The 13,634-nt window shown below is 60.5% G+C and carries 11 protein-coding genes and 3 tRNA genes; all 14 read left to right on the top strand.

The window, feature by feature from the left end:
• Positions 1-92 precede the first annotated feature (92 nt).
• The 14 genes from JOE33_RS05885 (at position 93) to JOE33_RS05820 (ending at position 13,625) form a co-directional block, all read left to right on the top strand.
• Positions 93-2,939, top strand: a complete 2,847-nt coding sequence (locus tag JOE33_RS05885) for a FimV/HubP family polar landmark protein (RefSeq protein WP_054994573.1) — start codon at positions 93-95, stop codon at positions 2,937-2,939.
• A 159-nt stretch (positions 2,940-3,098) separates the two neighbouring features.
• The gene (truA, locus tag JOE33_RS05880; protein ID WP_010432501.1) at positions 3,099-3,923 is read left to right on the top strand and encodes a tRNA pseudouridine(38-40) synthase TruA; all 825 of its coding nucleotides are present in this window, start codon (positions 3,099-3,101) and stop codon (positions 3,921-3,923) included.
• Positions 3,924-3,983: 60 nt separating this feature from the next.
• A complete protein-coding gene (locus tag JOE33_RS05875) occupies positions 3,984-4,604 on the top strand; it encodes a phosphoribosylanthranilate isomerase (protein WP_003390839.1) in 621 nt (206 codons plus the stop codon).
• 252 nt (positions 4,605-4,856) lie between these two features.
• A complete protein-coding gene (gene accD, locus JOE33_RS05870; protein ID WP_003318491.1) occupies positions 4,857-5,777 on the top strand; it encodes an acetyl-CoA carboxylase, carboxyltransferase subunit beta in 921 nt (306 codons plus the stop codon).
• Positions 5,774-7,078: a bifunctional tetrahydrofolate synthase/dihydrofolate synthase gene (folC, locus tag JOE33_RS05865; RefSeq protein WP_010432499.1), complete on the top strand. Its 1,305-nt coding sequence runs from the start codon at positions 5,774-5,776 to the stop codon at positions 7,076-7,078. The genes accD and folC overlap by 4 nt, the downstream gene beginning before the upstream one ends.
• On the top strand, positions 7,062-7,727 hold the full coding sequence (locus JOE33_RS05860; RefSeq protein ID WP_010432497.1) for an SPOR domain-containing protein: 666 nt from the start codon (positions 7,062-7,064) through the stop codon (positions 7,725-7,727). Before folC ends, JOE33_RS05860 begins: the two co-directional genes overlap by 17 nt.
• 118 nt (positions 7,728-7,845) lie before the next feature.
• Entirely contained in the window at positions 7,846-8,433 is a 588-nt protein-coding gene (locus tag JOE33_RS05855) for a CvpA family protein (RefSeq protein WP_187625275.1), read from the top strand.
• Positions 8,434-8,445: 12 nt separating this feature from the next.
• Positions 8,446-9,954, top strand: a complete 1,509-nt coding sequence (gene purF, locus JOE33_RS05850) for an amidophosphoribosyltransferase (protein ID WP_003347797.1) — start codon at positions 8,446-8,448, stop codon at positions 9,952-9,954.
• Positions 9,955-9,974: 20 nt separating this feature from the next.
• Positions 9,975-11,186, top strand: a complete 1,212-nt coding sequence (locus JOE33_RS05845) for an O-succinylhomoserine sulfhydrylase (RefSeq protein ID WP_010432494.1) — start codon at positions 9,975-9,977, stop codon at positions 11,184-11,186.
• A gap of 50 nt (positions 11,187-11,236) precedes the next feature.
• Complete coding sequence (locus JOE33_RS05840; RefSeq protein ID WP_162091526.1) at positions 11,237-12,001, top strand: SDR family oxidoreductase; 765 nt, start codon at positions 11,237-11,239, stop codon at positions 11,999-12,001.
• Positions 12,002-12,151: 150 nt separating this feature from the next.
• A tRNA-Val gene (locus JOE33_RS05835) sits at positions 12,152-12,227 on the top strand.
• Between the two features lie 79 nt (positions 12,228-12,306).
• Positions 12,307-12,383, top strand: a tRNA-Asp gene (locus JOE33_RS05830).
• Positions 12,384-12,498: 115 nt separating this feature from the next.
• Positions 12,499-12,575: transfer RNA gene (locus JOE33_RS05825), tRNA-Asp, on the top strand.
• 234 nt (positions 12,576-12,809) lie between these two features.
• Complete coding sequence (locus JOE33_RS05820) at positions 12,810-13,625, top strand: DUF2242 domain-containing protein (RefSeq protein ID WP_122529160.1); 816 nt, start codon at positions 12,810-12,812, stop codon at positions 13,623-13,625.
• The last annotated feature ends 9 nt before the right edge of the window (positions 13,626-13,634 follow it).

Genomic DNA, 13,634 nt, shown 5'->3' with positions numbered 1-13,634 from the left:
TTTGAATAATTGTTTTAGCGGCGATACGCCTTACACCCAAATGCAGGACTACCTCCCCGGATGTCGGGGAATCTTTAAACAAGGGATGGGCTATGGTTCAGGTTCGTAAACTGGTATTAGCAATCGCTGCGGCATCAGCGCTGTCATCGGGTATGGCGCAGGCGCTGGGGCTCGGGGAATTGTCGGTCAAGTCGACCCTGAATCAGCCATTGGTAGCGGAAATCGAGTTGACCGAGGCGCAGGGGCTTAACGCAACGCAAGTTGTGCCCAGTCTGGCCACCACTGCCGACTTCGCGCAGGCGGGTGTGACCCGTCAGGCATTTCTCAACGATCTCACTTTTACCCCGGTGATCAATGCCAGCGGTAAAAGTGTCCTGCGCATTACATCCAGCAAGCCGGTGCGCGAGCCTTATGTGAAGTTCCTGGTTCAGGTGCTCTGGCCAAATGGCCGGTTGCTCCGTGAGTACAGCCTTCTGCTCGATCCGCCGAAATTCTCTCCGGAAGCAGCCGCTGCGGCGGCTGCCCCGGCACCCGCTGCAGCGCCGGCAGCGCCTGCGCAACTGGCAACGGTAGCCCCGTCGGCTGAAGCGCCGGCTCCGGCACCCGAGGCGCCTGCACCGGTCGCTAACGCTGCCACATTGCCGCCGCCAGCCGCTGACAAGCAGTCACAGTACGTCACCGCCAATAACGACACCTTGTGGGAAATCGCTGCGAAGGTGCGCAATGGCGGGACTGTCCAGCAAACCATGCTGGCGATTCAGGCGTTGAATCCGGAAGCGTTCATTGGCGGTAATATCAACCGTCTGAAGAAGGGGCAAGTGTTGCGCCTTCCGACGCCGCAACAGACAACCGCGCTGCCGCAATCACAGGCAGTGGCAGAAGTTTCCCGGCAATACAGCGCCTGGCGTGATGGCCGCCGTCTGCCTGCCGGTACACGTCAGGTCGATGCTACCCGTCGTGACCGTGCGGGCGCGGCGCCCTCCAAAGTCGATACCTCCGACAATCTCAGCCTGGTTTCGGCAAGCGGCAAGCCTGCGGCAAAAGGTGCAGCGGGCGACGGCGATCTGGGCAACAAACTGGCCGTGGCTCAAGAAGCACTGGACACTACGCGTCGCGACAATGCCGAGCTGAAAAGCCGCATGAACGACCTGCAAAGCCAGCTCGACAAGTTGCAGCGTCTGGTCGAGTTGAAAAACGGTCAGTTGGCCAAGATGCAGGCTGCTGGCGCAGCGGTGCCTCCTCCTGCCGCCACCCCGGAAGCGGCGACGCCCGCCAACGCGGCGGTACCTGCCTCGCTGGTCGACGCCAACGGTGCTCCGGTCAAACCGGCTGGCGAGATCGCCCCTGAAGATGCGTTGCCTGCCGGTGCTGCCGAAGTTGCGACCCCTGCGCCAGAACAGCCATTGGCTGTGGAGCCGGTTGTTGCAGCAGACGAGGACGAGGATGCGCTGCAGAAAATCATCAACAATCCTGTGCTGCTTGGCCTGATCGGCGGCGCAGTATTGCTGATCCTGGCCTTGCTGCTGTTGTTCCTCGCGCGTCGTCGCGCGGCGAAGGCCGAGGCCGAGAAGCACAAGCGCATGGCACGTGCGCTGGCCGAGGAATCGGATTTCGTCTCGGACATGGACATGAATGCGCCGCCAGCCAGCTTCGACGGGCTTGATGTGCCGCCGCCCAACGTGCGTATGGGAGGTGCCGCAGCAGCAGCCTCTGCCGGTCGTGAGCGTCCTGCCGATCCGTTGGTTCAGGCCGAGATCCATATCGCTTACGGGCGCATGAATCAGGCGATCGAGTTGCTGGAAGAGGCCGTCAACGAAGACCCCAAACGCGACGATATCCGTCTGAAACTGATGGAAATCTACGCCGAACAGGGTAACAACAAAGCCTATGCCGCCCACGAACGTAAATTGGTGGCTGCGGGAAAGCTTGAAGCTGAGGTCGAGCAGCGGGAAGAACTTAACTCGACCCTGAAGCCGGTGGCACCTGTTGCTGCGCCGCTGGCTTCTGAAACCTCCACTGCATCGGCTGCCCCTGCGGTCGCGGCAGCCGCTGCAGCCGCTGCCGCGGCCACGACAGCCGCATTGGTTGCAGAGCTTGATGCCAAATATGTCGAAGAACTGCTGGCTGATGATTCGGCAGAGCAGGTAGCCGAGCCTGAACCTGAAATTGTTGCTACACCTGAGCCTGAGCCTGAACCGGAAGTAGTCGCGCCACTGGCCGCAGAGCCTGTTGAAGAGGCCGACCCGTTCGATCACGATTTTGACTTGAGCCTGGACGAGTTCGAAGAACCGTCTGTGCCTGAAGTCTCTACTGTGAACGAGCTAGATGACCTGATGCTCGACGAGCCCAAGGTCTCGGCGTTAGCGGATGATGAGGCGCTGAGCTTCGAGTCGGTCATGCAGCAGCAGGAAGAGGCCCGTGCAGCCACAACGCCGCAGGACCTTGCCGATTTCGATCTGGATCTGTCCGAGGAAGATCCGGCTCTCAAGAGCGAAGATGACTTCCTGCTCGGCCTTGGTGAGGATCCACTGGATCTGGGTGAAACCTCGCCTGTGCCGCCGGTCAGTGATGACCTGGAGCTTCCAGAGGATTTCGACCTGTCGTTGGCGGACGAGATTGAAACCGATCAGGCAAGTCAGGCATTCGCGACTGAAATCGACGACGTCAATGCCGAGCTTGAGCGTCTTTCGCAGAATCTCGAGCATCCGCCGCTCGATGAGCCAAGATTCACCGCCGAGGATGCGGCAGCGCTGGAGGACGAACCGGACTTTGACTTCATGTCCGGTACTGACGAGGCGGCGACCAAGCTTGATCTGGCGCGGGCCTACATCGACATGGGCGATGCAGACGGCGCTCGGGATATTCTTGACGAGGTCGTGACCGAGGGTGATGACGGTCAGAAGAGTGAAGCGCGGGAGATGCTTTCACGACTCGCCTGATTCAACTCTGCCAACCTGCAAACGGCCGCTTATGCGGCCGTTTGCATTTCAGATGTCCGGCTTGAGTAGCGTGTTTTTTTTGCGGCCGTATAATGGCCGACTTTTCGCGAACCGACAGGCTGTACCACTTTGGCGAACATAGATAACCCGGCCGCCGAGATGGTGGCCGAGGGCTTTTCCCGAATCGCGCTGGGCGTTGAATACAAGGGCTCGCGCTATTGCGGCTGGCAACGCCAGGCGTCCGGCGTGCTGACCGTGCAGGAAACCCTCGAAGACGCGCTGTCAAAAGTGGCCGCGTCACCGGTTTCACTGATGTGCGCCGGTCGCACGGACGCCGGCGTGCATGCCTGCGGTCAGGTGGTGCATTTCGATACCCAGGCTGAGCGCACCATGAAGGCCTGGGTCATGGGCGCCAATATCAATCTGCCCCATGATGTCAGTGTCACCTGGGCCAGGGTCATGCCGGCCGCTTTTCATGCGCGCTTCAAGGCCATTGCCCGGCGTTATCGTTACGTGATCTACAACGATCAGATCCGCCCGGCGCACCTGAACCAGGAAATCACCTGGAACCACCGCCCGCTGGATGTCGAGCGCATGGCGCAGGCTGCCGAATTCCTGGTGGGTACTCATGATTTCAGCGCCTTTCGCGCCGGCCAGTGTCAGGCCAAGTCGCCGGTCAAGCAGTTGCACCACTTGCGCGTGACCCGTCACGGCAAGATGATCGTGATCGATGTGCGCGCCAATGCCTTTCTTCATCATATGGTGCGCAATATCGCCGGTGTGCTGATGACCATCGGTACCGGAGAGCGTCCTGTCGAGTGGGCGCGGGAGGTACTGGAAAGCCGGATTCGGCGCACCGGTGGCGTAACGGCTCATCCTTACGGCTTGTACCTGGTCGGGGTCGAGTACCGTGATGAATTTCCGTTGCCCGAGCGCTATATAGGGCCTCATTTTCTTACGGGCTTTGCGGAATTGGACGGCTGACGATCCGGGCAGCATTTGCTAACATCCGTGACTTTCCGAAGGCCTGAGGTTACTCACTACATGTCAGCCGTTCGCAGCAAGATCTGCGGGATTACCCGCATAGAGGATGCACTGGCTGCCGCCGAGGCAGGTGCCGACGCGATCGGCCTGGTGTTCTATCCGAAAAGCCCGCGTGCGGTGACGGTATTGCAGGCGCGTGCCATCATTGCCGCGTTGCCGCCGTTCATCACCACCGTGGGCCTGTTTGTCAACGCCAGCCGTTGCGAGCTCAACGAGACGCTGGATGCGGTTGCGCTGGACATGCTGCAGTTTCATGGCGATGAAACACCCGAGGAATGCGACGGGTATCATCGTCCGTACATCAAGGCGTTGCGGGTCAAGGCCGGTGATGACATTGCCGGGGTTTGCCGTACCTACCGCAATGCACGCGGCGTGCTGCTCGATACCTACGTCGAAGGTGTGCCCGGCGGTACCGGAGAAACCTTCGATTGGGCACTGATTCCGGACGACCTGGACAAGCCGGTCATCCTGGCGGGCGGGCTGACGTCGGCCAACGTGGCGCAGGCCATTGCTCAGGTCCGGCCCTACGCCGTGGATGTAAGCGGCGGAGTTGAGAAGAGCAAGGGCATCAAGGATCGCGAGAAGATCCTGGCGTTCATGAGTGCGGTGCACGGCACCTGATGTGACGGCTATTGATCGGCCGCCGTCCATAAGCCTGTCCGCGCCACGAGACACGCGGGTCGAATCAAGTAAGCGGTGGTGCCAATGTGCAACGCCGTCGTTGTGAAAAATCGGGGTGAGGGGTGTGCAGGTCCGGCCGTGGGTCGATCGCTATCCTTTCATCGTCGTCCATATACGAATTTATCTGAGGGCATGCGGCTGGCGTTTGATTTGTCAGTCGTTCGAGCCACACCGGTACTGGAGATATAGAGCATGAGCAACTGGTTGGTAGACAAACTGATCCCATCGATCATGCGTTCCGAGGTCAAGAAGAGCTCGGTTCCCGAAGGCCTCTGGCACAAATGCCCGTCCTGTGAGGCGGTGCTGTATCGCCCTGAGCTGGAAAAGACCCTGGACGTCTGCCCCAAGTGCAACCACCACATGCGTATCGGCGCACGTGCACGCCTGAACATTTTTCTGGACGTCGAAGGGCGCGAAGAGCTGGGTGCCGATCTCGAGCCGGTCGACCGTCTGAAATTCCGCGACGGCAAGAAGTACAAGGATCGCCTGACCGCTGCGCAGAAGCAGACCGGTGAGAAGGACGCGCTGATTTCCATGAGCGGCACCTTGCTGGGCATGCCGGTGGTGGCTTCGGCATTCGAATTCTCGTTCATGGGCGGTTCGATGGGGGCCATTGTCGGCGAGCGTTTCGTACGTGCCGCCAACTACGCGCTGGAAAATCGCTGCCCGTTCGTCTGCTTCGCCGCTTCCGGCGGTGCGCGCATGCAGGAGGCGCTGATCTCGCTGATGCAGATGGCCAAGACCTCGGCTGTTCTGGCGCGCCTTCGCGAAGAAGGGCTGCCGTTCATTTCGGTGCTGACCGACCCTGTCTACGGTGGCGTTTCCGCCAGTCTGGCCATGCTGGGCGACGTCATCGTCGCCGAGCCCAAGGCGTTGATCGGTTTTGCCGGTCCGCGGGTCATCGAGCAAACCGTTCGCGAGAAGCTGCCTGAAGGCTTCCAGCGCAGCGAATTCCTGCTGGATCACGGCGCCATCGACATGATCGTCTCGCGCAGTGAACTTCGTCCGCGCCTGGGTAACCTGCTGGCACAGATGATGAACCTGCCGACCCCTCGCTTTGTCGCGCCCGTCATCGAGCCAATCGTCGTACCGCCGGCACCTGCGACGATATGACCTCTACGTCCCTGAGCGACTGGCTCGCCTACCTGGAGCAACTGCATCCGTCGGCCATCGACATGGGGCTGGAGCGGTCTCGACAGGTGGCGCTGCAATTGGGGCTTACACGCCCGGCGCCGCAGGTGATCACGGTGACGGGCACCAACGGCAAGGGCTCAACCTGCGCTTTTGTCGCCGCCTTGTTGCAAGCTCAGGGCTTGAAGGTCGGTGTCTACAGCTCCCCGCATCTGATTCGCTATAACGAGCGGGTGAAAGTGCAGGGCGTCGAGGCTACCGATCTGGAATTATGCGACGCCTTTGCTGCGGTCGAAGCGGCGCGTGGCGACGTCACCCTGACTTATTTCGAAATGGGCACGCTGGCGGCATTCTGGCTGTTCGAGCAGGCCCGGCTCGATGCGGTGGTTCTGGAGGTCGGTCTGGGCGGTCGTCTGGATGCGGTCAATCTCGTGGATGCGGACCTGGCGCTGGTCACCAGTATCGGGGTCGATCATGCCGAGTACCTGGGCGACACCCGTGAGTCGGTCGCTTTCGAGAAGGCCGGCATCTTTCGCGCCGGATGTCCTGCGTTGTGCGGTGACCCGGCGCCACCCGAGCCGCTACTGGCCAAAGCCCGCGAGCTGGGCTGTCCATTGTTGTTGCGTGGCCGGGATTTTGATCTTTCCATAGGCGATGACAGCTGGGACTGGCGCGGTGTCGCTGATGGCGAACGGGTCGAGCTACGTGGTCTGCCGCTGCTTGACCTGCCCATGCAGAATGCAGCGCTGGCACTCCAGGCCTTCGCCCTGCTGGGGTATCCATTGCAACCGGATGTTACAGGCAAGGTGCTTGCCGAGACCCGGCTTGCCGGTCGTCTCGATCGCAGGGTGGTCAGTTGGCACGGCAAATCGCTCAACCTGCTTCTGGATGTCGGCCATAACCCCCACGCAGCCCAGTTTCTGGGGCAGCGCCTCGCGCGGCAGCCGGTTGGCGGCAAGCGTCGCGCGGTGTTTGGCCTGCTCGGCGACAAGGACCTCGACGGCGTGGTCGCGCACCTGGCGCCGGTCATTGAAGAGTGGGCTGTTGCGCCGCTTCCTACCTCGCGCAGTCGACCGGCAGAAGAGTTGCAGGCGGCCTTGCAGAACCTTGGCGCCCGCGTGACGTCCTATCAGAGTATCGCGCTGGCGCTGGAAGCTCAGTGCGCGCATGCCACGCCCGATGACGAGATTCTGCTGTTCGGTTCATTTTACTGTGTTGCCGAGGCCCTGGAATGGTTGGCCCGGTACACCGATGAGGACGCTGCAAATGGCTTTGCTGGATAACGTATTCAAGCAGCGAATGGTTGGAGCACTGGTGCTGATCGCCGTGGCGGTCATCTTTCTGCCCATGCTTTTCACGCGTGAAGATGAAACACGTCAGGTGCAGGTCGAGGCGCCAGCCGCGCCCCAGGCGCCTGCGGCTTCCCAGGTGCAAGTCGATCCGGTGCCTGTTCCGGAGCCCCAGGTACTGCCTCAGGAGCCTGTGCCGGGCGACGATGACATGAGCAGCAACCAGCCGCCTGCCATGCCGATCGCGCCTGCGCCGACTGCCCAGACCGCACCTGCCGCTTCGGCCTCCAAGCCTGCTGCCAAACCGGCACCTGCTCCAGCGCCAGCTGCTTCACCTGCAGCGACACCGGCGCCTGCGGCCCCCGCCAAACCTGCAGCACCTGCTGGCGTCGATGCCAATGGTCTGTCGATCAGCTGGTCGGTGCAATTGGCGAGCATGTCCAATCGTGCCAATGCCGACAATCTGCAAAAGACGCTGCGCACCCAGGGCTACAACGCCTACATTCGCACCGCTGATGGTGTGAACCGGGTATTTGTCGGCCCGCTCATCGAGCGCGCCGAGGCCGATCGCCTGCGTGATCAGCTCGACAAACAGCAAAAGCTCAAAGGTATTGTGGTGCGCTTTCAGCCCGAACGGGGCTGACCGTTCGGCACCTCGTGCCCTTGATGCAAAGTTAAATGCCTCGCGCCGGTAATCGCTGCTTACCGGCAGGCAGGCGCTCTGCTAAAATGCGCCGCCTTATCCGTCTGCAGGCTGCAACGTGCCACTTACTCCGGTTGACTGGGCAATTCTCGGAATTGTCGCCATCTCCGCCCTGATCAGTCTGAAGCGCGGCTTCGTAAAAGAAGCACTGTCGTTGACGACGTGGATCATTGCAGGTGTTGTGGCCTGGATGTTTGGCGCAGGGCTGTCGCAGTATCTGGTCAACTACATAGAAACACCTTCGGCCCGCGTGATCGCGAGCTGTACCATTCTTTTTGTCGCCACCTTGCTGGTAGGCGCCATGGTCAATTTTCTGATAGGCGAGCTGATTCGCGTCACCGGGCTTTCCGGGACCGATCGTTTTCTCGGCATGGTCTTCGGCGCAGCTCGCGGAGGCCTGCTTGTCGTTGTGGCGGTAGGGCTGTTGAGCCTGGGGCCGGTGCAGCAGGATCAATGGTGGCAGCAGTCCAGGCTGGTGCCGCAATTTCTCATGGTCGCTGACTGGTCGAAAAACCTGATTCTCGGGATGTCCAGCAAGTGGCTCGCCAGCGGCATCAGCGTACCCGCTGACATGCCGTTCAAGGAACAGATCCTGCCGTCTACAATGCCGCAGGATGTGCTCGGTAAATCCAGTTCCACTAAGTAGGGGTTGTGTCGCATGTGTGGCATCGTCGGTATCGTCGGCAAGTCGAACGTCAATCAGGCGCTGTATGACGCGCTTACCGTCCTCCAGCACCGCGGCCAGGACGCTGCCGGTATCGTAACCAGCCACGATGGCCGGTTATTCCTGCGCAAGGACAACGGATTGGTGCGCGATGTGTTTCATCAACGTCATATGCAGCGTCTGGTCGGGCATATGGGCATCGGTCACGTGCGCTATCCCACCGCGGGCAGTTCGACGTCGGCCGAGGCTCAGCCGTTCTACGTCAACTCGCCTTACGGCATCACCTTGGCGCACAACGGCAACCTCACCAACGTCGAGCAGTTGGCCAAGGAAATTTACGAATCCGACCTGCGCCATGTGAACACCAATTCCGATTCGGAAGTATTGCTCAACGTGTTCGCCCATGAGCTGGCCGTGCGTGGCAAGTTGCAGCCGACCGAAGAGGATATCTTCGCGGCAGTGACCGACGTGCACAATCGCTGCCGTGGCGGTTATGCGGTCGTGGCCATGATCACCGGCTACGGCATCGTCGGCTTCCGTGACCCGGACGCCATTCGTCCTATCGTGTTCGGCCAGCGTCACACCGACGAAGGCGTCGAGTACATGATCGCCTCGGAAAGCGTGTCTCTGGACGTGCTGGGTTTCACCCTGATTCGCGACCTGGCGCCGGGCGAAGCGGTCTACATCACCGAAGACGGCAAGCTGCACACCCGTCAGTGCGCGGCCAACCCCAAGTACGCACCGTGCATCTTCGAGCACGTCTATCTGGCGCGCCCGGATTCGATCATCGACGGTATCTCTGTCTACAAGGCGCGCTTGCGCATGGGCGAGAAACTGGCCGACAAGATCCTGCGCGAGCGTCCGGATCACGATATCGACGTGGTCATCCCGATTCCTGACACCAGCCGTACCGCGGCGCTGGAGCTGGCCAACCATCTGGGCGTCAAGTTCCGCGAGGGCTTCGTCAAGAATCGTTACATCGGCCGGACCTTCATCATGCCGGGCCAGGCTGCGCGCAAGAAATCCGTACGCCAGAAGCTCAACGCCATCGAGCTGGAGTTCCGCGGCAAGAACGTGATGCTGGTGGATGACTCCATCGTACGTGGCACGACCTGCAAGCAGATCATCCAGATGGCCCGCGAAGCCGGCGCCAAGAATGTCTACTTCTGCTCTGCAGCCCCGGCTGTTCGCTACCCCAACGTCTACGGCATCGACATGCCGAGTGCTCACGAGCTGATTGCCCACAACCGCACCACTCAGGACGTGGCCGACCTCATCGGTGCCGACTGGCTGGTCTATCAGGATCTGAATGACTTGATCGAGGCGGTCAGCGGCAGCAAGAAGATCAAGATCGACAACTTCGATTGCTCGGTTTTCGACGGCAAGTACGTGACCGGCGACATCGACGAGCATTATTTGAACCGGATCGAGAGCGCGCGTAATGACGCCTCCAAGATCAAGACTCAGGCAGTGAGCGCGATCATCGATCTGTACAACAACTAATCGGGCAAGGAGTGGGCGGCATGACTCAGGAATGGGATGCAGGTCGGCTGGACAGCGACCTTGAAGGCGTAGGTTTCGATACGCTTGCCGTACGGGCCGGGCATCACCGCACACCGGAAGGAGAGCATGGCGAACCCATGTTCTTTACCTCCAGTTACGTATTTCGCACAGCCGCCGACGCGGCTGCGCGTTTCTCCGGCGAGGTGCCGGGCAACGTCTATTCGCGTTACACCAACCCGACGGTGCGTGCTTTCGAAGAACGCATCGCCGCACTGGAAGGTGCCGAACAGGCCGTCGCTACGGCGACCGGCATGGCGGCAACCCTGGCAGTGGTGATGAGCCTATGCAGTGCCGGTGATCATGTGCTGGTGTCGCGCAGTGTTTTTGGCTCGACCATCAGTCTGTTCGACAAGTACTTCAAACGCTTTGGTGTCGAGGTGGATTACGTTCCTCTCGCAGAGCTGAGTGGCTGGGACGCGGCGATCAAGCCCAACACCAAAATGCTCTTCGTCGAATCGCCGTCCAACCCCCTGGCCGAGCTGGTCGACATTGCGGCGCTGGCCGAAATCGCCCATGCCAAGGGCGCGATGCTGATCGTAGACAATTGTTTCTGCACGCCGGCCTTGCAGCAGCCGTTGTTGCTGGGCGCTGACATTGTCGTGCATTCGGCCACCAAGTTCATCGATGGCCAGGGCCGTTGCATGGGTGGCGTGGTTGCCGGCCGCAGCGAGCAAATGAAAGAAGTGGTCGGCTTCCTGCGTACTGCCGGGCCGACGCTCAGCCCGTTCAACGCGTGGATCTTCCTCAAGGGGCTCGAAACCCTGAACCTGCGGATGCGCGCTCACTGTGCCAATGCTCAGGCGCTGGCCGAATGGCTCGAGCAGCAGGACGGCATCGAGAAAGTCCATTACGCCGGACTGAAGAGTCACCCGCAGCAGGAGTTGGCCCAGCGTCAGCAAAAGGGCTTTGGCGCTGTGGTGAGCTTCGAGGTCAAGGGCGGCAAGGAGGGCGCATGGCGCTTCATCGATGCCACGCGACTGATTTCGATCACTGCCAACCTGGGTGACAGCAAAACCACGATCACTCACCCGAGCACCACCTCTCACGGTCGTCTGGCGCCTCAGGAGCGTGAAGCTGCCGGTATTCGTGACAGCCTGATTCGGGTTGCAGTGGGGCTGGAAGATGTGGCTGACCTGCAGGCGGACCTGGCCCGTGGTCTGGCGGCGTTGTGAGTAGCGAGGCCAGCAGTCCGGCCGGTGGCAAGCCGGGCGAGGAGTGGGCGTTGAAGTTTGCCAGCGTCCACAATGGTCGTGTCGCCCTGGTGACCGGTGCCGCTCGCGGTATCGGGCTCGGTATAGCCGCGTGGCTGATTGCCGAAGGCTGGCAAGTGGTGCTGACCGATCTGGACCGTGCGCGTGGCTCGAAAGTGGCCAGTGCACTGGGTGAAAATGCCCTGTTCATTGCCATGGACGTTGCCAGTGAAGAGCAGGTCGCAGCGGGCGTGGCCGAGGTGCTTCGGCAGTTCGGTCGTCTTGATGCGCTGGTGTGCAATGCAGCGATTGCCGATCCGCACAACACTACGCTGGAAAGCCTTGAGCTGTCGCACTGGAATCGGGTTCTGGCAGTCAACCTCGGCGGCCCGATGCTGCTGGCCAAGCATTGCGCGCCTTACCTGCGTGCCCACTGCGGCAGCATCGTCAACCTGACCTCCACACGCTCTCGTCAGTCGGAGGCCGATACCGAAGCTTATGCGGCCAGCAAGGGCGGCCTGATGGCGCTGACACATGCGCTGGCGATCAGCCTGGGTCCGGAGATTCGTGTCAACGCCGTCAGCCCTGGCTGGATCGACGCGCGCGACCCCTCGTTGCGCAGAGCCGAGCCGTTGTCCGAGACCGATCACGCCCAGCACCCGGCCGGCAGGGTAGGGACGGTAGAAGACGTTGCGGCGATGGTTGCCTGGCTGTTGTCCAGAAACGCCGGTTTCGTAACCGGGCAGGAGTTCGTGGTCGATGGTGGCATGACGCGCAAGATGGTGTACGCCGAGTAGTTTGTGCGGGTCAGCTTCGATTGAGCTATTGCTTGTGCTTTTGGTGTGTGATGAGGGTTTTCTGATTGAGGTGGTTTTTAAAAAAACTTCAATCAGGCTATTGACTTAGGTTCGTTAGGTGCGTAAATTTCGCGGCCTCAACGAAGCAAAGGGTGATTAGCTCAGCTGGGAGAGCAGCTGCCTTACAAGCAGCGGGTCGGCGGTTCGATCCCGTCATCACCCACCATCGTTGAGTTTGAAAGCTGAGGTACGAGGGCTTTCAAAAGTGATTTTACAAAGCTGGTACGGACGCAAGTCCACAATGCGCAGCGGTAGTTCAGTCGGTTAGAATACCGGCCTGTCACGCCGGGGGTCGCGGGTTCGAGTCCCGTCCGCTGCGCCATATTTGTACAGATCGGGTTTGCCGGGTCTGCGATCGAAAAGCCCAAGGGTCTTTCAGTCACATGTACAGGAAGCAAACTATCAAAGGTTTGTTTCAAGAAGGTTTACAGCGATACGCAGCGGTAGTTCAGTCGGTTAGAATACCGGCCTGTCACGCCGGGGGTCGCGGGTTCGAGTCCCGTCCGCTGCGCCATACACCGTTTCAAGGCCCTTGAACTCCTTGAAGCAAACAACAAAGCGGCCCTAGGGTCGCTTTTTTGTTGCCTGCGTTTTGTGTGCCTGCAGGTACATTGGGTTCGCTTGAGCATGGGCTGTATCCAAATCCTTTTGAACTGTGCGTTGATCCAGCGTCGGCCTTGTTGCAGACTTACCGCCATTTCCCAGTTCGCAGTCTTGCTGGCAGTCTTTTCCTTCCTCAGGATTTTCGATGTTTAAGCTACTGAACGTTCGTACCGCTTTCTGGATTTCTGCCGTGTTGATGGCAGCCGGGTGTTCATCGCCCAAGCAGGCGGTGTATGACCATGAACACTTCGACGACGCCGGGACCTTCTCCCGAAGCTACCCTGCGACCGACATGGCCTACTGCGAGGCAGGAAGGCGTGCCTTGCTGAGTCAGGGCTATATCATCACCAGCAGTGACCCGAAGATGATTGCCGGTCGCAAGAGCTTTCAGCAGACCGGCGATACGCATATCGAAATCAGCTTCAATCTGGTGTGCGCCGCCGATGCGAAGGATGGCAATTCCACCATGTTCGCCAACGCCCTGCAGGATCGCTACGCGTTGAAGAAGACCAACAACTCGGCAAGTCTCGGCGTGGGCGTGCTGGGCTCCGTCTCGATGCCGATAGGCTCTACCGACGACTCGATGGTCAAGGTCGCCAGCGAGACCGTCTCGTCGGCCAAGTTCTACGAGCGCTTTTTCGGTCTGGTGGAAAACTTCCTGCCGCCGGAGGTGAAAAAGGCTGCGCATATTGTCGAGAAGCCCAAGGCCGACCTCGGTGTGCCTGACACGGCTCCCGCAGCCCCCGCCAAGGCTGCCGAGCCTGCGAAGCTGGCGCCTGCGTCTTCAGAAAGCGCGCCGAAGACCGAGCCTGCTGCCGAACCTGTTGCGCCTGCTGCAAGCGAACCTGTGCCTGCGCCGTCCGAACCTGCTTCATTCAAGGCAGAAACGATTGAACCACCGGCCGCCGAACCTGCAGAAAGCACCGCCCCCACGCCAGTCGAGCCCACTCCGGCGCAGTAAGGTGTAGCG

It is taken from the genome of Pseudomonas sp. PvP027 (assembly GCF_017833005.1).
Taxonomy (GTDB): domain Bacteria; phylum Pseudomonadota; class Gammaproteobacteria; order Pseudomonadales; family Pseudomonadaceae; genus Aquipseudomonas; species Aquipseudomonas congelans.
This window is presented reverse-complemented; position numbering and strand designations above follow the sequence as displayed.

Coding starts and splice junctions, on each gene's coding strand:
- folC (WP_010432499.1), top strand. CDS start 5,774: ATGACCTCTACGTCCCTGAGCGACTGGCTCGCCTACCTGGAGCAACTG.
- JOE33_RS05885 (WP_054994573.1), top strand. CDS start 93: ATGGTTCAGGTTCGTAAACTGGTATTAGCAATCGCTGCGGCATCAGCG.
- JOE33_RS05860 (WP_010432497.1), top strand. CDS start 7,062: ATGGCTTTGCTGGATAACGTATTCAAGCAGCGAATGGTTGGAGCACTG.
- JOE33_RS05845 (WP_010432494.1), top strand. CDS start 9,975: ATGACTCAGGAATGGGATGCAGGTCGGCTGGACAGCGACCTTGAAGGC.
- purF (WP_003347797.1), top strand. CDS start 8,446: ATGTGTGGCATCGTCGGTATCGTCGGCAAGTCGAACGTCAATCAGGCG.
- JOE33_RS05875 (WP_003390839.1), top strand. CDS start 3,984: ATGTCAGCCGTTCGCAGCAAGATCTGCGGGATTACCCGCATAGAGGAT.
- truA (WP_010432501.1), top strand. CDS start 3,099: ATGGTGGCCGAGGGCTTTTCCCGAATCGCGCTGGGCGTTGAATACAAG.
- accD (WP_003318491.1), top strand. CDS start 4,857: ATGAGCAACTGGTTGGTAGACAAACTGATCCCATCGATCATGCGTTCC.
- JOE33_RS05820 (WP_122529160.1), top strand. CDS start 12,810: ATGTTTAAGCTACTGAACGTTCGTACCGCTTTCTGGATTTCTGCCGTG.